This window comes from Providencia sp. PROV236, assembly GCF_033676985.1.
Classification (GTDB): Bacteria; Pseudomonadota; Gammaproteobacteria; order Enterobacterales; family Enterobacteriaceae; genus Providencia; species Providencia manganoxydans.
Genome location: NZ_CP096297.1, coordinates 1,544,738 through 1,564,204 on the forward strand (window position 1 = coordinate 1,544,738; position 19,467 = coordinate 1,564,204).

Below are 19,467 nucleotides of genomic sequence, written 5' to 3' on the forward strand. Positions count from 1 at the left end.
TTCATGTTAGCCTATCGCACTTGTCAATGCTATTTGTGAAAGCGTCTTTAATGTTATTGATTACGGTGGGTTGAGCTTGGCGTTTATACACGCCATACTTCAAGTTGCAGTGGTGTTGGTCGCATATACTCGCGCTGCCATATAGCTATCTATGTGCCCAATGACTCGGTGACTTGTTGCTTAGCTGCACCTCGAATTATTTTGAGTATATATTGATAAAGCGGTATGCTACCTAAATGGTTTTAAAGTGATTTTCTGCGGATCGCAAGGATCCTTTATCAGTGAGAAACGACTTTTATTGTAAGTTTTTTACTAATTTTATGCATTAAATTGAACTTCATCTATTTTTATTACTCAAAGTTATGCTTGCTTTAGGAAGGGAGTGATGATCAATTTAACAAATTTACAGCCTGAGTTCGGGAGATTTTCCCAGGAATGAGCGAGCAACTGACAGACCAGATGTTGGTCGAAAAAGTCCAAAAGGGGGACCAAAAAGCTTTCAACTTGTTGGTGATTAAATATCAGCACAAAGTTGCAAGTTTAGTTTCCCGTTACGTACCTCAAGCTGATGTGCCTGATGTTGCTCAGGAGTCTTTCATCAAAGCTTATCGTGCGATTGGGTCGTTTCGTGGTGATAGTGCATTTTATACATGGTTGTATCGTATTGCTGTCAATACAGCTAAAAATTATTTAGTTGCTCAAGATCGCCGCCCACCAGCGTCAGATCTGGAGGCCAGCGATGCAGAAAACTTCGAAACCGCTAGTGCATTAAAAGAAATTTCGAACCCAGAGAACTTAATGTTGTCTGAAGAACTGAAAAGGGTAGTTTTTCGAACCATAGAGTCGTTACCTGAAGATTTAAGAATGGCAATAACACTCAGGGAGCTCGATGGTTTAAGTTATGAAGAGATCGCTGAAATTATGGATTGCCCTGTGGGTACTGTACGTTCGCGGATCTTTAGAGCTCGAGAAGCTATCGATAATAAAGTACAGCCACTGATCCAACGGCACTAACAATTGGTCATGTGATTGATTTTTGATCACAACGTATGATAGTGCAGATAAACATAATCAGGGCATTAAACTGTAATTGTGATGCAATTAACTGAAGGTATTCGGGCATGCAAAGAGAGAAACTTTCCGCAATGATGGATGGCGAAGTTCTTGATATAGAATTAGTAAACGCCATTACATGTGATTCAACGTTACAAAAACGTTGGGAGAGCTATCATCTTATTCGTGATACTCTGCGTAATGATACCCCTGACGTCATGAATTTTGACATAGCAGGTAAAGTTGCCGCAGCATTAGAGAATGAAGTTGTGCGTATTAATCCTCAGGTAGTTATGGAATCGCAACCTGAACCAACAACGTGGAGCGGAATGCCGTTCTGGCAAAAAGTACGCCCATGGGCAAGTCAAATTACACAGATTGGCGTCGCTGCTTGTGTATCACTGGCGGTAATTGTTGGGGTACAGCAATATAATCAAAGCAATTCATCCGATTCTGTGATTGATGAACCGGTATTTAATACGATCCCAGCCGGTGCTGGTGCTCCCGTTAGCTTAAACTTCTCTGATGGTCAGCTGTTTGGTAATGAACAGCAAATGCAACAAGTTGAACAGCAAAATCAACGTGTTAATGCAATGCTTCAGCAGTATGAAATCGAAAGACGTTCAATGTTGAATCAACAATATCATGAAAGTGACAAAGCTGTAGTACCCGCAGGAGTTAAACTGCAATAATGAATAAGTGGTTATCCGTCATCTGCCTGACGGGCAGCCTGATTATTTATAATCAAGCTTCGGCATCTCAACCAGATGCTGAAGTTCTCTTCAAAGAGATGGGAAGTGCTGCCCAAAATCTTTCCTATGAAATGTCGTTCATGTCTTTTAGCCCCAGAAGCATTATCCCAGTGCGTTATCGACATGGGATTATTAATAATGTTCCCATCTCTCAGATGATCCAAATGGATTCATCTCGACGTGAGATTGTGCAAAAAGGGCAACAAATCAGCTATTTTGAGCCAGGTTTTGATGCATTTAGTTTAAATGGTAATCATATTGTTGATAACTTACCGTCAGTGCTGTTCGCTGACTACGATAAAATCAAGCCGTATTATAATTTCATTGATGCGGGGAGAACCCATATCGGTGATAAGCCATCGTTAGTGATCCGAATTATCTCTAAAGATAATTCACGCTTTAATTATGTTTTATTGATTGATGAAGAAACTAAATTACCGCTACGCGTTGATCTTTTAGACAATAATAGTCAAACCATAGAGCAGTTCCGAGTGATATCGACTGTTTTAGACAGTAAAACGGTTAATGATTCACTGGCCAATCTAAGTAAAATTAATCTGCCGCCACTATTAGTCTCCCCGAAAAATAGTAGTCCGTCATTTAAATGGCGAGTTGGTTTTTTACCGCCAGGTTTTGAAGAGGTGTCACGTTCAGAGCGTAAACTGGCAGAGAATGATGAAGTTGAAAGCGCATTATTTAGCGATGGATTATTTACATTCTCAGTTAATATTACTAAGGCTGAGCAAGGGCTACCTTTAGATCAACCAATCCAAAATGGTCGCCGCACAATTTATACCATGACTCAGAAACAAAATGTGATTACCATAATAGGTGAGCTGCCGTTAGCTACGGCACAGCAAGTTGCTGCAAGCATTCGTTTCTAGGAGTAAATGATGATAAAAGAATGGGCAACAGTGATTCGTTGGCATCAAGGAAGAGCGTTATTGCGTTATGGCGCTTCTTCTGGATGTGGTAGCTGTAGTGCTCGTGGAGCTTGTGGCTCTTATGCACTAAGTAAAATAGGACCGAATACAGAACATCAGTTAGAAGTTGAAATTGAACAACCTTTAGTTGTTGGTCAAAAGGTTGAGGTAGGCATTCCTGAAGGGAGTTTACTGCGTTCTGCGATGTTGGTTTATCTAACTCCTCTAATTGGCCTATTTTTAGTGGCTGTATTAGTACAACTTGCAGGTTTTGAACAAGTATGGGTTGCTACCTCTGGCATTGCTGGTGGTTTTTTAGGCTTTTTTTTAGCGCGTAAAATTGCCTCTTACTGGCGTGACGAGTCAGCATTTCAGCCAGTTATCTTACAGATAGGACTTCCTCCTGGGGAGCTTTCCGTTCAAGTTGATTGCTAAGTCAGTACCGCCTGTGATAACAGGCGGTTTTGTTTTATACCGCAATCGTTCATCAACAGGCTCTAAGTAGTTTACAGTTGTTTTACATTGAACCTTTGTGTTAGTGGGAGCTTCTATGTAAAATGCTGCTAATTAGCAATCTTGTGATAATCATAGCATTTTAGTTCTGCGGCAAGTATTTATGCAGGGCTGATTTTGTAGGCAATTTAAAAGAAGATATTACCTTGAAAATCAATAACATAAGAAACTTTTCTATCATTGCTCACATCGACCATGGTAAATCAACACTGTCTGATCGTATTATTCAGATCTGTGGTGGATTAACGGATAGGGAAATGGCAGCTCAGGTTCTTGACTCTATGGATTTAGAGCGTGAACGTGGGATTACAATCAAAGCGCAAAGTGTAACGCTAGATTATAAAGCCTCTGATGGTGAGACCTATCAATTAAACTTTATTGATACCCCCGGCCACGTTGACTTCTCTTATGAAGTTTCTCGTTCCTTAGCGGCGTGTGAAGGGGCTTTGTTGGTTGTTGATGCGGGGCAAGGCGTGGAAGCTCAAACGCTTGCAAACTGTTATACCGCCATCGAAATGGATCTAGAAGTCGTTCCTGTTCTGAACAAAATTGACTTACCAGCCGCTGATCCTGAGCGTGTTGCCGAAGAAATTGAAGATATTGTGGGTATTGATGCTCATGATGCAGTACGTTGTTCTGCAAAAACAGGTATTGGTGTACAAGATGTTATTGAGCGTTTAGTGCAAACAATCCCTGCACCGCAAGGTGATGTTGATGCGCCACTACAAGCACTAATTATTGACTCATGGTTTGATAATTATTTGGGCGTTGTCTCCTTAATCCGAATTAAAAACGGCGTGTTGCGTAAAGGCGATAAAGTTAAGGTGATGAGTACTGGGCAGGTATATAATGCTGACCGTCTTGGTATCTTTACACCAAAACAAATTGACCGTGATTCTTTAAGTTGTGGTGAAGTGGGCTGGCTAGTCTGTGCAATTAAAGACATCACTGGTGCGCCAGTAGGGGATACATTAACTGGTGCTCGTAATCCTGCTGATAAAGCACTTCCCGGGTTCAAAAAGGTTAAACCACAGGTCTATGCAGGTTTATTCCCTGTGAGTTCTGATGATTATGAAGCCTTCCGTGATGCATTAGGTAAATTAAGCCTCAATGATGCTTCATTATTTTATGAGCCAGAAACCTCGAGTGCGCTTGGCTTTGGTTTCCGTTGTGGCTTCCTTGGCTTACTCCACATGGAGATTATCCAAGAACGTTTAGAGCGTGAATATAATTTAGACCTGATTACTACGGCACCAACGGTTGTTTATGAAGTAGAACAAACTAATGGTGAAGTCGTTTATGTCGATAGCCCTGCTAAATTACCGCCTCTAAACAATATTGAAGAGTTACGAGAGCCTATAGCAGAGTGTCATATGTTGATGCCTAAAGAATATTTAGGCAACGTAATTACACTTTGTGTAGAAAAACGCGGTGTTCAGACGAATATGGTCTATCATGGTAATCAAGTCTCATTGACTTATGATATTCCAATGTCTGAAGTTGTTTTAGATTTCTTTGACCGTTTGAAATCGACCTCGCGTGGCTATGCATCATTAGATTATGCATTTAAACGCTTCCAAGCTTCCGACATGGTACGTGTCGATGTGATGATCAATGGTGAGCGTGTGGATGCGCTAGCGCTGATAACGCACCGCGCGAATTCGCAGTATCGTGGTCGTGAATTGGTTGAGAAGATGAAAGAGCTGATCCCACGTCAGCAGTTTGATATTGCTATTCAAGCGGCTATCGGTAACCATATTATTGCTCGATCGACAGTTAAGCAGCTACGTAAAAACGTACTTGCTAAGTGTTATGGCGGTGATGTTAGCCGTAAGAAAAAACTGTTACAGAAGCAAAAGGACGGTAAGAAGCGTATGAAACAGGTAGGTAATGTTGAACTACCTCAAGAAGCGTTCTTAGCTATTTTGCATGTCGGTAAAGACAACTAATAATACAAGGAGTCTCAATGGCTAACACCTTTGCCTTGATCCTAACATTAGCCACATTGGTTACTGGGATTATCTGGTGTTTAGATCGCCTTAAGTTTTCGCCTGCGCGGAAGAAAAAGCTGCAACAAATACAGGAAGCGAGCCAAGGCTCATTGACCCAAGATGAAATGGAAAAAGTGGTACGCCGTCCATCATGGGTTGAAACTGGATCTTCTATTTTTCCTGTTTTAGCGATTGTTTTGGTGGTGCGTTCATTTATTTATGAGCCATTTCAAATTCCATCAGGCTCAATGATGCCAACATTATTAGTTGGGGATTTTATGTTGGTTGAGAAGTTTGCGTATGGTCTGAAAGATCCCATTACGCAAACTACGCTAATTAAAACAGGTAAACCATCACGTGGTGATATTGCTGTCTTTAAATATCCTAAAGATCCAAGCGTGGATTTTGTAAAACGAGTGATAGGTTTACCGGGTGATAAAATCGTTTATAACCCAGATGCGAAAGAATTGACGATTTATCCAAATTGCGCAGATAACAACTGTACCCAACAATTACCCATCACTTATGGTCCTTTAGCACCAAGTGAATGGACAATGTTCTTTAATGTGGATTCTGTTGTTGAAAGCCAAAAAGGTAATTACCAGATCCCTGTTGACCAGCCTGTTCCCGGTAATGCGTTACGTCAATATCAAAGAACTGAGAAATTGGATACTGTTGAGCATCAAATTTTGATTATTCGTCAAGCAATTACAGAATCGCGTTATGTTCAACCTAACATGCCTTCAAATGAATGGATTGTGCCTGAAAAGCATTATTTTATGATGGGTGATAATAGGGATAATAGTTCTGATAGCCGTATGTGGGGCTTTGTTCCTGAAGAGAACCTTGTTGGACGTGCTGTATTTATCTGGCTAAGTTTAGATAAGCAAGAGAATGAATGGCCGACAGGTATTCGTTTTAGCCGTATTGGACCAATCGGATCATAACTTGAAGTATAACGAGTTGATACTCTAAATAATTCGAGTTGTATAGTAAGCGACAAACGAAGCTAGGCGGTAAGCATAGATAAACTATGTGACCTGCCTAGCTGAGTATAGCTAGCCCCTAGCAACTTGAAATATGACAGGTAGAACAGGTAGATTTGGGTTTTATTATCAAAACCCACATAAACCGAAGCATTATTGTTTTTCTCAGTGTACAATATAATTTAATTAATATTTATTGGCTTTTTAATTAATCCCTATCGTTTTATTCACGTTGTGTATTAAACAATGGGAAAAGTATTAGAAGCCAGTGCAAACGCAACAGTTTTGTTTTTTACAGGTCTGTTGCGTGTGCTTTTTTGTCAATCAGAGAAATGGCTAGGCGCGATGAACCCCTCTTTACTTGAGCAATTACAACGAAAACTTGGTTATAAGTTTAATCAACATGATCTTTTGATTCAGGCGCTCACGCACCGTAGTGCGAGCAGTAAGCATAATGAGCGTTTAGAATTCCTTGGTGATTCTATTTTAAGTTTTGTGATAGCAAATGATTTATATCACCGCTTTCCTAAAGTGGATGAAGGTGATATGAGCCGAATGAGAGCAACGCTAGTGCGTGGAAATACGCTAGCAGAAATTGCTCGTGAGTTTGAACTAGGCGAGTGTTTACGTTTAGGGCCTGGTGAGCTAAAAAGTGGCGGTTTTCGCCGTGAATCAATACTAGCGGATACAGTGGAGGCACTTATCGGCGGTATCTTTCTCGATAGTGATATCCAAACAATTGAAAGAATTATTTTGGATTGGTATCAAACTAGGCTGAATGAAATTAGCCCGGGTGACAAACAAAAAGACCCGAAAACGAGATTACAAGAATATTTGCAAGGGCGTCATTTGCCATTACCTAATTATGTTGTTGTACAAGTAAAAGGTGAGGCACATGATCAGGAATTTACGATCCATTGCCAAGTTAGTGGCATTGAGCAGCCAATTAATGGAATTGGTTCAAGCCGTCGTAAAGCTGAGCAAGCTGCTGCCGAACAAGCATTGAAAATTTTGGAGATTGAATGAGTGAAAAACATCCCCACTGTGGCTTTGTAGCTATTGTTGGGCGACCAAATGTGGGTAAGTCAACACTGCTAAACCAGCTATTGGGGCAAAAAGTTTCGATTACATCGAGAAAGCCTCAGACAACCCGCCATCGCATAATGGGGATCCATACTGAAGATGAATATCAAATCATCTATGTGGATACTCCAGGTTTGCATATTGAAGAAAAACGAGCAATAAACCGTTTGATGAATCGTGCTGCATCCAGTTCTATTGGTGATGTTGAATTAGTTATTTTTGTGGTTGAAGGCACGAATTGGACTGATGATGATGAAATGGTTCTCAATAAGTTGAAAAGCCTTCGGTGCCCAGTCATATTAGCGATTAATAAAATCGATAATGTAACTGACAAAACGGTTTTGCTTCCGCATATTGGTTTTGTTAGCCAAAAAATGAATTTCCTTGATGTTGTGCCGATTAGTGCTGAAAAAGGTAAAGGGGTTGATACAATCGCCAAGATTGTAAAACAACATATTCCTGAAGCTGATCATCACTTCCCTGAAGATTATATCACTGATCGTTCACAGCGCTTTATGGCATCTGAAATCATTCGTGAAAAATTGATGCGCTTCTTAGGTGATGAACTTCCTTATTCCGTTACTGTTGAAATTGAACAATTTAAAGTAATGGAAAAGGGAGGTTTTCACATTAATGGCCTAATTTTAGTTGAACGTGAAGGCCAAAAGAAAATGGTCATAGGGAATAAAGGTAGCAAATTGAAAACCATCGGTACTGAAGCACGTATCGATATGGAAAGACTGTTTGATACCAAAGTTCACCTTGAACTGTGGGTTAAAGTAAAAGCTGGCTGGGCTGATGATGAACGTGCATTGCGCAGCTTAGGCTATGTTGATGATCTAAAATAATAGGTAGATCACTGTGAGTGGTTGGCAACGAGCGTTTGTACTCCATTCTAGACCCTTCAGTGAAACGAGCTTATTAATTGATTTTTTCACTGAAGGCGAAGGCAAGATCCGTCTACTCGCCAAAGGGGCTCGCCGAAATCGTTCACCACTTCGGGGTTGTTTACAACCCTTTACTCCTTTGCTGATCCGTTGGGGTGGCAAAGGAGAAATCAAAACACTGATCAATGCGGATCCAATCTCATTATCACTCCCATTAAGCGGTACAGTACTTTATAGTGGCCTATACCTCAATGAGCTAGTAACACGGGTTATTGAGTTTGGTACACCTTATTCAGCCTTATTTTTTGATTACCTTTCATGTATACAAGTGCTTGCTGCAAGTGAAAAAACCCCTGAGTTCGCACTAAGACAGTTTGAATTAGCATTGTTATCCTACCTTGGTTATGGTGTTGACTTTCTGCATTGTGCGGGAAGCGGTGAGCCTGTGTCGGATACCATGACTTATCGCTATCGCGAAGAAAAAGGTTTTATTGGTAGCCTCATTATTGACCAATTGAGTTTTACAGGTAAACAGCTTAAAGCATTAGCTGCGAGAGAATTTCCTGATAGTGATACTCTGAAAGCTGCTAAGCGATTTACTCGTATGGCTTTAAAACCGTATTTAGGTGGGAAACCACTGAAAAGTAGAGAGCTCTTTAGGCAATTTGCCATACCTACCAATTCTAATGCCACCAAATCATAAGTTGAGTTTGGCGTAACATATCGTTCATTGCGAGCGATATTGTTTGGTCTCATTGTATTCTTCGAGCCGCTTCCCAAAAAATTAACTATTTGCAGAAATCTAAAGATAAGTTTGGAAAGGTACTCGAATGAAGCAGAGATTTATTCCCATAAGTAGCGAAATTGCAGTAGGATAGGGGCATTGAAGAGTATTTGACTGTATTAATTTGGGGAGTAGATAATGGCTGAGCTTTTGTTAGGTGTGAACATCGATCATATTGCAACCGTAAGAAATGCACGGGGTACCCAATACCCAGATCCAGTTCAAGCTGCCTTTGTTGCAGAACAAGCCGGAGCAGATGGTATCACTGTGCATTTACGTGAAGACCGCCGTCATATTACAGATAGAGATATAGAACTACTCAAAGAAACCATTCAAACACGCATGAATCTTGAGATGGCAGTGACTGAAGAAATGGTGGAAATCGCATGTCGTATTAAGCCTACTTTTTGCTGTTTAGTGCCAGAAAAACGAGAAGAAGTCACCACCGAAGGGGGGTTGGATGTAGCAGGTCAGTTTGACAAAGTATCAGATGCGGTTAAACGCCTTACAGAAGCGGGTATTCAAGTTTCACTGTTTATTGATGCAGACCATGCGCAAATTGATGCTGCACAGGCATCTGGCGCACCTTTTATTGAAATTCACACTGGTGCTTATGCAGATGCTAAAACCGAGCAGGAACAAGAAATTGAATTCCGTCGTATTCGTGATGGGGTTTCGTATGCGGCAGGCAAAGGTTTGAAAGTAAATGCAGGGCATGGTTTAACCTATCACAATGTTCAGCGCATTGCAGTGCTACCTGAAATTTATGAATTGAATATTGGCCATGCAATTATTGGTCGTGCATTATTTAGTGGCCTAGCAGGTGCGGTATCCGATATGAAAAAATTATTGAGAGAAGCTCGCAGCTAATGGCTATTGTTGGTCTTGGTACTGATATTGTTGAAATTGCGCGGATTGAAGCGGTAATAGAGCGTTCTGCTGATAGTTTAGCTAAGCGGATATTAACTGAAAGTGAATTCAAGCAGTTTCAACAGCAATCGCAGCCAGCGCGTTTTTTGGCAAAGCGATTTGCGGTTAAAGAGGCGGCGGCTAAAGCGCTAGGGACTGGTATTCGCAATGGTTTAGCATTTAATCAGTTTGAAGTGACTAATGATCCGCTAGGTAAACCTCTATTAACGCTAACGGGAGAGGCTGAGAAGCTTGCCGAGCGAATGGGGGTTACGCATTTTCATGTATCAATAACTGATGAACGACACTATGCTGCCGCTACAGTGATTATAGAAAGTGTATAAGTCTGCTTTGTGGGTATTGAGCTCGTAGTGCAAAGTATCAGTTATATGAACATCATTTAAGCTACGTGTTGATAGATAAGCCTATCTATCAACACGTAAGTTGAACTTATATCGCTAGAGTTTGCTTTATAGGATAAAAAATACAGTGGTTAATAACGATTCTATTGTTGAATGAACGCTTGGTTCAGGCGTCATGGACGAAGAGGCTGTTATTTTTTATCATATTTTATCAGCATGGTGGATCATCACAAATTTATCCCATAGCTGCTCTTGGCTTTCAATATGAGCAGGATCGGTGATAATGGTATTTGTGATTGGGCAAACGGATTGGCAGGTTGGCTTATCATAATGACCAACGCATTCGGTACAAAGGTTTGTATCGATCTCGTAGATTTCATCGCCCATGTAGATTGCATCATTAGGGCATTCGGGTTCGCACATATCGCAATTGATGCATTTTTTGGTGATTAGTAGTGCCATTTTAGCTAGTTAAATTTATTGCTTGTGATGCTAATGAATCGAGTATTGTACACCTAAATTGAAAAATTAAATACTAGTTATCAAGGAAATAGCAAAACTACTGTATTTATAGTAATTTTGCTATTATATAACTTAATGATATTAAATAATTTATTGGCTATTTATATTAAATTGATGAATTTCCCAAGCTTTGGTGGTGCTGCTTTGTCTATATTGAAATAGGTTATTATTTACTATATAAAACATCCCTGCCACCTTACGTACATTAGAACGTAGAGAATAGGATAACTCTAGGGTAAGGTTATCTGTTATCGTGTATAGAGATATAAGTGTTTGCTCTGAATTAATTATATATAAATATATATATCCATTATATGTATCTTTTATTACATTTAAGTCATAAATATTTGTTTCAACTTTTCCTTCGGATATTATTTTTTTTGCAAGGATAACACCGGTTTTATCTATTGGGTAGATCCTATAGCTACCATCTTCACTAATACCAATAAAATAGCTTTTTCCATTGATATGAAAAAACTCCGTAGCTGAAAAATATTTATCGAAGGTTCCATTTTGTACATGAATTATATCCATATTTTATACTCTCTACGTTATTATTTACTAATGTAAAAACTTTAATTTAATAATTTGAGAATAAGATAATCGGTGTAATTATCTTATTTTAAGTATGCCTTTTTAAGGTGAAATATTATTTATTATCAGTGAAGGCGACTTTACTTATCTCCCATCCTTTTGTTTTTTCATTTTGATAGTAGTAATATATCGTTCCATTGATAGCATAGTACAATGCTGTTCTAGCTGCTGAGTTTGGATTAGAGATGATTAATTCATAAAGTTGTTCAAGATTACCTGTATCTAGTACTTTGAAAAACTGGATTGATTTATCAACCAAATTAAAACCAAAGATATATTGTTTATTTGTGACGACATCAACCAGTGTTTGTAGATTACTAAGATAGGATGAAAATTTTCCTTTAATAATAGGTGTTGAGCCCTCAATAGAACCTTTATCATTTACATTGTAAATGTAATAAGCGAAATCTTGATTAGTATGCCCTAAAAAATAGGTTTTTTTAGTTGAGGTTGTATAAACAACATTAGAAGGATAGAATTGATCGAAAACACCATCGATAAAAATATTTTGTGAAAATCCCATTTTAAACCTCTTAATATTTAAATTGAATGTAGTAATGTTTAAGCACATTTATATTATTCATTTAAAAATCATTTAGAAATAATGTTTATTGTTAGTCTATTTCACATATATAAATGCTTGTAAAATAAATAATTAAATAATTAAATAATTAAATAATTAAATAATTAAATAATTAAATAATTAAATAATTAAATAATTAAATAATTAAATAATTTAATATTCACAACTGCTGAGGATTATGTTAATAATAAGCAAAACACAATAGGATCATCATCATGTTTGAAAGTTTTGGTGTATTAAACTTCTGGACCTATTTAGCGGGTTTAGTTTTAATTATCATTGTTCCGGGACCAAATTCTTTATATGTATTAAAATCAAGTACTTCACACGGGACTCGAGCTGGCTATCGAGCTGCTTTAGGCGTTTTTACTGGTGATGCTGCCTTAATTTTTCTTTCGTTCATTGGCGTAGCGTCGGTGATTAAAGCATCTCCAACCTTGTTTATGATTGTACGTTATTTGGGCGCAGCCTACTTACTTTATTTAGGCTGTAAGATCCTTTATGCAACTTTTTGGCAGAAAAAGATCCCCAATGCTGATGATGAGCCAGTCGTTGTAAAATCGGAGAAAATTTTTACACGTGCTTTGATTTTGAGTTTAACGAATCCTAAAGCCATTTTATTTTACATTTCCTTTTTTATACAATTCATTGATTTTAGCTATAGTCATGCTTGGGTACCGTATTTAGTATTGGCATCAATCCTTGAATTAGTTAGTTTTATGTATCTTAGTTTGCTTATTTTTAGTGGCTATTTAATAGCGCGCTTTTTACGCGAAAAGCAAGTGTTAGCCAAATTAGGGAACTGTACAGTTGGAACCTTCTTTATGGGATTTGCTGCAAAATTGGCTATCTTTAGTCATTAAGGTAGACAACTGATATTGCTAAACAGATCATATCATTGACTAAGTTGCTATCATTTTGCTTGTTTAGGTAGCGACTTAAGTCAATTTCTCTTCAGTTATCATCGATACATTATTCAACTCTAATTATTTTCAGTATAATTGTATTAAAAATACAGTTAAGAGGTTCGTGTGACGCAAGCAGAAATCGATGAGTACTGGATGAAGCGCGCTTTAGAATTGGCTAAAAACGCTCAAGATGCGGGGGAGATCCCTGTAGGTGCTTTGTTAGTTAAAAATAACCAACTAGTTGCGTCAGGTTGGAATTGTTCAATTGAAAATCATGATCCTACCGCCCATGCAGAAATAATGGCACTTAAGCAAGGTGGGCAAGCACTCAGTAATTATCGATTATTAGATACTACTCTCTATGTGACTTTAGAACCTTGTATTATGTGTGCAGGGGCAATGATCCATAGTCGTATAAGCCGTTTAGTTTATGGTGCTAAAGATTTCAAAACAGGTGCTTGTGGCTCGTTTATTAATATCATGGAGCGACCTGGTTTGAATCATTATCTTGAGGTGACAGGGGGAGTACTCGAGGAGAGCTGCTCCACAATGCTGAGTGCTTTTTTTAAAATGAGAAGGGCGCAGAAAAAGGAACAAAAACGCTTGCTTAATTATAGTGATGAGTAGAATTATAATTAAGCAAATTTATAATATGATATTAATTTATTGATTCGACTTCAGTTCTTATATCGTTATCAGGGGTCGCTGAAAGAAAATATTGCCCTAAAGATAGCTTGTCGCTAGGTGGTGAAATAGGCGGTAGTTTGTATTGCGACTGAGTTGGCTGAGCATATTTGAGACTCACTTTTTCTTGCATTGCCCCTTGCTCCGTCTCTGTTGTTTTCAGATTTATATCAGGTTTTTTCTCATTTTCTTGAGGGGTGTTTTCTTGTTTAGGTGTTAATAGTGGAGGAAATAAAATTAATGATTTCTCCGCTATAGCTAATGAGCGCTGTTTTTTATCTTGATTTTGTAAATAGCCCACTAAACTTTGATGGTAACGACGAATATTCTCTACATAGCGATAAGCTTCATGGCCTCGTGCGTAGCCATAATTCAATTGTGAATAATATTTTTTCTGTGTGAGTAATGGCAATCTAGATTTTACATCTAACCAGCGATCAGGATCACCACCTTGCATTTCGGTGAGTTTTCTCACATCCAACATATGGCCATATCCCATATTATAAGCGGCTAAAGCAAACCAAACCCTATCATCATCCGCAATAGATACAGGTAGCCGCTGCATTAAATATTCAAGGTAAGCAGCACCTCCCTTAATACTTTCTTCAGCGTCTAATCGATCGGCGATACCCATGGTTTCAGCTGTTGGTTTTGTGAGCATCATTAACCCTCGAACACCTGTTGGTGATGTTGCGAGTGGATCCCAGTGAGATTCTTGCCAAGCAACAGCAGCCAATAGCTTCCAATCAACGGCTCTAGCGTATTTTTCAAATAGAGGCTGGTAGTTAGGAAGCTTGTTGTTGATCGCATTAATAAATGAAATGGTATCAAAATAATCAAAGGTTCCAACATGACTAAAGAATTTTTCATCCAATCTAGCTAATAAATCCGCCTCATTACTGGCATTGAAAAAATCCAGTAATGCAGCATTGAGGCTGTCATCATTGAGCCTTTTCATATACCAAGTGACAGCATGATCATCGACTAAGTCGAACCCGACTGCAATCTCAGGGTGAACTCGTTGCTGTAAAGCCACTGAGATGGAGTCTTCTAGTGTATAATCAATCAACCCTTCTGCGACCATTTCTAATAGTTGGTTAGTTGTAAAATCGGTTGTTTCTTCCCACACCAAATTGGGATATGTCTCTTTTAATGCTTTTAAGGTGCTGGCATGAGCTGAACCCGCCATAACAACGAACCTGCCATTAAGGTCATTAAAATTTTTCGGTCGCGTAGAACCTTTTCGATAAACTAATTGCTGTGTGACATTGAGATAACTGGGGCCTGTTTTCATTTTTTGCAAGCGTTCTTGATTATAAAGTAGCCCTGCCACACCAATATCAGCTTGTTCGTTCTCCAGATCGTTAAAAATCAGTTCAACGGTTGGCCGCATGGTGATAACTAATTTCACTTCAAGATAATCGGCAAAACTTTGCACGAGTTCATAATCAAATCCATGTAGATTTGCATCATCATCAAGATAAATGAGGGGAGAGCTAATAGCGCTCACACGCAACTCACCTCGAGAGATGATTTGATTTAGTTGATTGTTTGGCGTACTTGGCCAGCGAATACTCAGCCCAATAATTAGCGCAGCTAACAATGCCACAATCACAATGATTAAATAGTTGACCTTGATGTTATTCAAAAATATATCTCATATGTAAACCTTTGGACTGCATATTGTTGTTTTCGCTTAGTTAATGCAGTAGCTATCCGGATCATATCACGAGGACGGTTATTGATATTGTCATTTCCCGCCTATCGTTCGGAGGAGCATGGGTTTGTAATAGTAAAATTATTATAAGTAATGGTTATATTCCCAGTATTTGGACATTTTGCTCAACAATTATGATCTGTGCAACCAATATCGTGTTATTTCACTCCTAATAATATTTAACGGTTTGCTTTATTTTTAGTCACGCAAACGGTTTCGTATTGATGAACATTGCTCTATAATGTGTTCCGGTTCCCCTGCTTTCATGATCAGGGCTGGCGTTTAAATGAGAGAAATTAAGACTATGGAAATTTTGCGTGGTTCACCTGCTCTATCAGCATTTCGTATTACTCGCCTTTTGGCGTTGTTCGCTGAAAAACAGCTTCCCGTTACGGATATCTATGCTGAATATATGCACTTTGCTGAACTATCAGCGCCTCTAAGTGATAGCGAGCAAGGCAAGCTGCGTAGTTTGCTAAAGTACGGTCCTTCTCTCGCAGAGCATGAGCCTTTTGGGCGGTTGATTTTAGTTACCCCACGCCCAGGCACCATTTCCCCTTGGTCATCTAAAGCGACAGACATTGCTCATAATTGTGGTTTATCTCAAGTTGAACGAATTGAACGTGGTACAGCTTATTACGTTCAGGCTGAAGGGCTATCGCAGCAGCAATGGCTGGAAGTTGCAGGGTTGCTGCATGACCGCATGATGGAAAGCATCTTCAGTGAGTTTGAACAAGCGCAAGCGCTTTTTGTTCATCATCAACCTACACCAATGAAGGTGGTGGATATCATTGCTCATGGTCGCTCAGCACTTGAAAAAGCAAATTTAGAAATGGGCTTAGCCCTTGCTGATGATGAAATCGATTATCTGTTAGCGGCCTTTAATCAATTAAAACGTAATCCAACCGATGTTGAATTGTATATGTTTGCGCAAGCAAACTCAGAACATTGCCGCCATAAAATCTTTAATGCAGATTGGATCATTGATGGTAAAGAACAGCCTAAGTCACTGTTTAAAATGATTAAAAATACCTTTGAAACCACACCTGATTATGTATTATCAGCTTACAAAGATAATGCGGCGGTTATGGAAGGTTCTTCGGTAGGGCGTTTCTTCCCTGAAGCGGATGGGCGCACTTATCGTTATCATCAAGAAGATGCACATATTTTAATGAAGGTAGAAACCCATAACCATCCAACGGCAATTTCTCCGTGGCCGGGCGCAGCTACGGGCTCTGGTGGTGAAATTCGCGATGAAGGTGCCACTGGTCGTGGGGCAAAACCGAAAGCAGGTTTAGTGGGTTTTTCCGTTTCTAACTTACGTATTCCTGGTTTTGAACAACCGTGGGAAGAGGACTTTGGTAAGCCTGAACGTATTGTGACTGCACTTGATATTATGTTAGAGGGGCCACTGGGTGGTGCTGCCTTTAACAACGAATTTGGCCGTCCTGCTCTTTTAGGTTACTTCCGAACATACGAAGAAAAAGTGAATAGCCATAATGGCGAAGAGCTACGTGGTTACCATAAGCCAATCATGTTAGCGGGTGGTATTGGTAATATTCGTGCTGATCATGTGCAAAAAGGTGAGATCCCCGTTGGTGCAAAACTGATTGTTCTTGGTGGTCCATCAATGAATATTGGTTTGGGTGGTGGTGCGGCATCATCAATGGCATCAGGACAATCAGATGCAGATTTAGACTTCGCTTCTGTACAGCGTGACAACCCTGAGATGGAACGTCGTTGCCAAGAGGTGATCGATAATTGTTGGCAACTTGGTGAGGCTAACCCAATTCTGTTTATTCATGATGTTGGGGCGGGTGGTTTATCGAATGCGATGCCTGAATTAGTCAGTGATGGTGGCCGTGGTGGTTGTTTTGAGCTGCGTAAAATATTAAATGACGAGCCAGGCATGAGCCCACTTGAAGTGTGGTGTAATGAATCGCAAGAGCGTTATGTATTAGCAGTTGCTCCTGAGCAAATTCCACTATTTACTGCTATTTGTGAGCGTGAGCGTGCACCTTTCGCCATTATCGGTGAAGCGACTGAAAAGCGTGAGCTGGTATTGAACGATGAACATTTCAATAACCAACCTATCGACATGCCCCTTGATGTGCTATTAGGCAAAACACCAAAAATGTTGCGTGATGTCAGCACATTGAAAGCAAAATCAGATGCGTTGGATAGAACATCAATCAATTTAAATGAAGCAGTAAAACGTGTTTTACATCTTCCTGCCGTTGCAGAGAAAACATTTTTGATCACGATAGGTGACCGTACGGTCACAGGCATGGTCGCTCGTGACCAAATGGTTGGTCCATGGCAGATCCCTGTCGCTAACTGTGCCGTTACTACCGCCAGCCTTGATAGCTATTATGGTGAAGCGATGTCGATTGGTGAAAGAACACCGATTGCATTATTAGATTTTGCCGCTTCTGCTCGTATGGCCGTTGGGGAAGCGTTGACTAATATTGCTTGTGCTTATGTGCAAGATCTGAAACGAGTAAAATTGTCTGCAAACTGGATGTCTGCGGCAGGGCACCCTGGCGAAGACGCGGGCCTTTATCAGGCGGTTAAAGCGGTAGGTGAGGAACTCTGTCCTGCGCTGGGCTTGACGATCCCTGTTGGTAAAGATTCCATGTCAATGAAAACACGTTGGCAAGAAAATGGCGAAGAGCGTGAAATGACATCACCATTATCATTGGTGATCAGTGCATTTGGCCGTGTTGAAGATGTGCGTTTAACCGTGACACCTGAATTAAAAACGGATGTAGATTCTGCTTTAATGTTAGTTGATTTAGGGCAGGGTCATAATGCATTGGGTGGCTCAGCATTGGCACAGGTGTATCGCCAACTAGGCAATAAAGCCCCTGATGTTCGTGACCCTCGGTTGCTATCAGGTTTCTTTACTGTGATCCAAAACTTACTATCAGAACAAAAATTGTTAGCGTATCACGACCGCTCTGATGGTGGCCTATTTGTCACATTAGCTGAAATGGCATTTGCTGGTCATTGTGGTGTGAATGTTGATATCAGCGAATTTGATGAAGATATTTTAGCGGCTCTATTCAATGAAGAGTTAGGTGCGGTCATTCAAATTAAGCAACAAGATAGACAATATGTTGAAGCTTGTTTTGCTGACGTCGGGCTTGCTGAGTGTGTGCATTATTTAGGTACTGCGACACAAGACGATGCGGTGGTGATCAATAGCCGTGATACTGTGGTTTACCGTGAATCACGTAGTACACTGCGTGAGTGGTGGGCAGAGACAACATGGCAGATGCAGCGTTTGCGTGATAATGAAGTGTGTGCTGATGAAGAGCATAATGCTAAGTTAGACAGCCAAGATCCGGGGTTGAACACTAAATTAACCTTTGATATTGCTGATGATATTGCAGCTCCTTATATTTCGTCAGGTGTACGTCCTAAAGTCGCAGTATTGCGTGAGCAAGGTGTTAACTCACATGTAGAAATGGCAGCTGCATTTGACCGCGCTGGTTTTGATGCAATTGATGTGCATATGAGTGATTTATTGTCAGGCAATCTATCGTTAGCGGGTTTCCAAACACTGGTGGCTTGCGGTGGCTTCTCCTACGGTGACGTATTGGGGGCGGGCGAAGGTTGGGCTAAATCTATCCTCTTTAACTCACGTGTTCGCGATGAATTTGCTGCTTTCTTTGCACGTCAAGACACACTATCCCTTGGGGTATGTAATGGCTGCCAGATGATGTCTAACTTACATGAGCTGATCCCAGGTGCAGATTTATGGCCACGATTTGTTCGTAACCGCTCAGAGCGTTTTGAAGCGCGTTTTAGCTTAGTTGAAGTAGTGAAAAGTCCGTCATTATTATTACAAGATATGGCTGGATCACGTATGCCAATTGCTGTTTCACATGGTGAAGGTTTAGTTGAAGCACGTAACCCAGCCCATATTCAACAGTTGGAAAATAGTTCACTGGTCGCACTGCGTTTTGTGAATAACTATGGGCAAGTGACTGAACAGTATCCAGCAAACCCAAATGGTTCAGTTAATGGTATTACCTCCGTGACTTCTACTGATGGCCGTGCAACGATCATGATGCCGCATCCTGAGCGTGTATTCCGTACAGTGAGCAATTCATGGCACCCTGAAAATTGGGGGGAAGATAGTCCATGGATGCGTATTTTCCGTAACGCACGTAAACAATTAGGCTAATTTTCGAGTTTAATGTATTGAGAA

General features: G+C 40.0%; 18 protein-coding genes. 14 read left to right on the forward strand and 4 right to left on the reverse strand.

What is annotated here, in order from left to right; genetic code table 11:
* The first annotated feature begins 435 nt into the window (after positions 1 to 435).
* The 11 genes from rpoE to acpS all read left to right on the forward strand — a co-directional run bounded on the left by rpoE (position 436) and on the right by acpS (position 10,225).
* A complete protein-coding gene (gene rpoE / locus M1E96_RS06695; RefSeq protein ID WP_070930032.1) occupies positions 436 to 1,014 on the forward strand; it encodes an RNA polymerase sigma factor RpoE in 579 nt (192 codons plus the stop codon).
* Positions 1,015 to 1,121: 107 nt separating this feature from the next.
* Entirely contained in the window at positions 1,122 to 1,745 is a 624-nt protein-coding gene (gene rseA / locus M1E96_RS06700) for an anti-sigma-E factor RseA (protein WP_070930033.1), read from the forward strand.
* Positions 1,745 to 2,689 (forward strand): sigma-E factor regulatory protein RseB, encoded by a 945-nt coding sequence (gene rseB, locus M1E96_RS06705; RefSeq protein ID WP_070930034.1) that lies wholly within the window; start codon positions 1,745 to 1,747, stop codon positions 2,687 to 2,689. Before rseA ends, rseB begins: the two co-directional genes overlap by 1 nt.
* A 9-nt stretch (positions 2,690 to 2,698) precedes the next feature.
* Complete coding sequence (rseC, locus tag M1E96_RS06710; RefSeq protein WP_070930035.1) at positions 2,699 to 3,163, forward strand: SoxR-reducing system protein RseC; 465 nt, start codon at positions 2,699 to 2,701, stop codon at positions 3,161 to 3,163.
* Positions 3,164 to 3,393: 230 nt separating this feature from the next.
* A complete protein-coding gene (gene lepA, locus M1E96_RS06715; RefSeq protein WP_070930088.1) occupies positions 3,394 to 5,190 on the forward strand; it encodes a translation elongation factor 4 in 1,797 nt (598 codons plus the stop codon).
* 17 nt (positions 5,191 to 5,207) lie between these two features.
* Positions 5,208 to 6,179 (forward strand): signal peptidase I, encoded by a 972-nt coding sequence (gene lepB / locus M1E96_RS06720; protein WP_272581207.1) that lies wholly within the window; start codon positions 5,208 to 5,210, stop codon positions 6,177 to 6,179.
* 384 nt (positions 6,180 to 6,563) lie between these two features.
* Entirely contained in the window at positions 6,564 to 7,244 is a 681-nt protein-coding gene (gene rnc, locus M1E96_RS06725; RefSeq protein ID WP_070930089.1) for a ribonuclease III, read from the forward strand.
* Entirely contained in the window at positions 7,241 to 8,149 is a 909-nt protein-coding gene (gene era / locus M1E96_RS06730; protein WP_070930037.1) for a GTPase Era, read from the forward strand. The genes rnc and era overlap by 4 nt, the downstream gene beginning before the upstream one ends.
* 13 nt (positions 8,150 to 8,162) lie before the next feature.
* On the forward strand, positions 8,163 to 8,891 hold the full coding sequence (recO, locus tag M1E96_RS06735; RefSeq protein ID WP_070930038.1) for a DNA repair protein RecO: 729 nt from the start codon (positions 8,163 to 8,165) through the stop codon (positions 8,889 to 8,891).
* A gap of 219 nt (positions 8,892 to 9,110) precedes the next feature.
* Positions 9,111 to 9,842, forward strand: a complete 732-nt coding sequence (gene pdxJ / locus M1E96_RS06740) for a pyridoxine 5'-phosphate synthase (RefSeq protein ID WP_070930039.1) — start codon at positions 9,111 to 9,113, stop codon at positions 9,840 to 9,842.
* Positions 9,842 to 10,225 (forward strand): holo-ACP synthase, encoded by a 384-nt coding sequence (gene acpS, locus M1E96_RS06745; protein WP_070930040.1) that lies wholly within the window; start codon positions 9,842 to 9,844, stop codon positions 10,223 to 10,225. Before pdxJ ends, acpS begins: the two co-directional genes overlap by 1 nt.
* Before the next feature lie 219 nt (positions 10,226 to 10,444).
* On the opposite strand, the gene M1E96_RS06750 is transcribed toward acpS, so the two are convergent.
* The 3 genes from M1E96_RS06750 to M1E96_RS06760 form a co-directional block, all read right to left on the reverse strand.
* Complete coding sequence (locus tag M1E96_RS06750; RefSeq protein WP_070930041.1) at positions 10,445 to 10,705, reverse strand: YfhL family 4Fe-4S dicluster ferredoxin; 261 nt, start codon at positions 10,703 to 10,705, stop codon at positions 10,445 to 10,447.
* Between the two features lie 150 nt (positions 10,706 to 10,855).
* A complete protein-coding gene (locus tag M1E96_RS06755) occupies positions 10,856 to 11,299 on the reverse strand; it encodes a hypothetical protein (protein ID WP_140180277.1) in 444 nt (147 codons plus the stop codon).
* A 115-nt stretch (positions 11,300 to 11,414) separates the two neighbouring features.
* The gene (locus M1E96_RS06760) at positions 11,415 to 11,882 is read right to left on the reverse strand and encodes an XRE family transcriptional regulator (protein WP_140180279.1); all 468 of its coding nucleotides are present in this window, start codon (positions 11,880 to 11,882) and stop codon (positions 11,415 to 11,417) included.
* A 275-nt stretch (positions 11,883 to 12,157) separates the two neighbouring features.
* Here M1E96_RS06760 and leuE point away from each other — a divergent pair, with 275 nt between their 5' ends.
* Positions 12,158 to 12,805 carry a leucine efflux protein LeuE gene (gene leuE / locus M1E96_RS06765; RefSeq protein WP_272581205.1) on the forward strand — a complete coding sequence of 216 codons (648 nt, stop codon included), beginning with the start codon at positions 12,158 to 12,160 and terminating at the stop codon, positions 12,803 to 12,805.
* A 168-nt stretch (positions 12,806 to 12,973) separates the two neighbouring features.
* Positions 12,974 to 13,477, forward strand: coding sequence for a tRNA adenosine(34) deaminase TadA (gene tadA / locus M1E96_RS06770; protein ID WP_140180284.1), 504 nt, complete (start codon positions 12,974 to 12,976; stop codon positions 13,475 to 13,477).
* Positions 13,478 to 13,508: 31 nt separating this feature from the next.
* Here tadA and mltF read toward each other — a convergent pair whose 3' ends face one another.
* Positions 13,509 to 15,182 carry a membrane-bound lytic murein transglycosylase MltF gene (mltF, locus tag M1E96_RS06775; RefSeq protein WP_272581204.1) on the reverse strand — a complete coding sequence of 558 codons (1,674 nt, stop codon included), beginning with the start codon at positions 15,180 to 15,182 and terminating at the stop codon, positions 13,509 to 13,511.
* Positions 15,183 to 15,555: 373 nt separating this feature from the next.
* Here mltF and purL point away from each other — a divergent pair, with 373 nt between their 5' ends.
* Complete coding sequence (purL, locus tag M1E96_RS06780; RefSeq protein WP_319066379.1) at positions 15,556 to 19,443, forward strand: phosphoribosylformylglycinamidine synthase; 3,888 nt, start codon at positions 15,556 to 15,558, stop codon at positions 19,441 to 19,443.
* Positions 19,444 to 19,467: the final 24 nt, after the last annotated feature.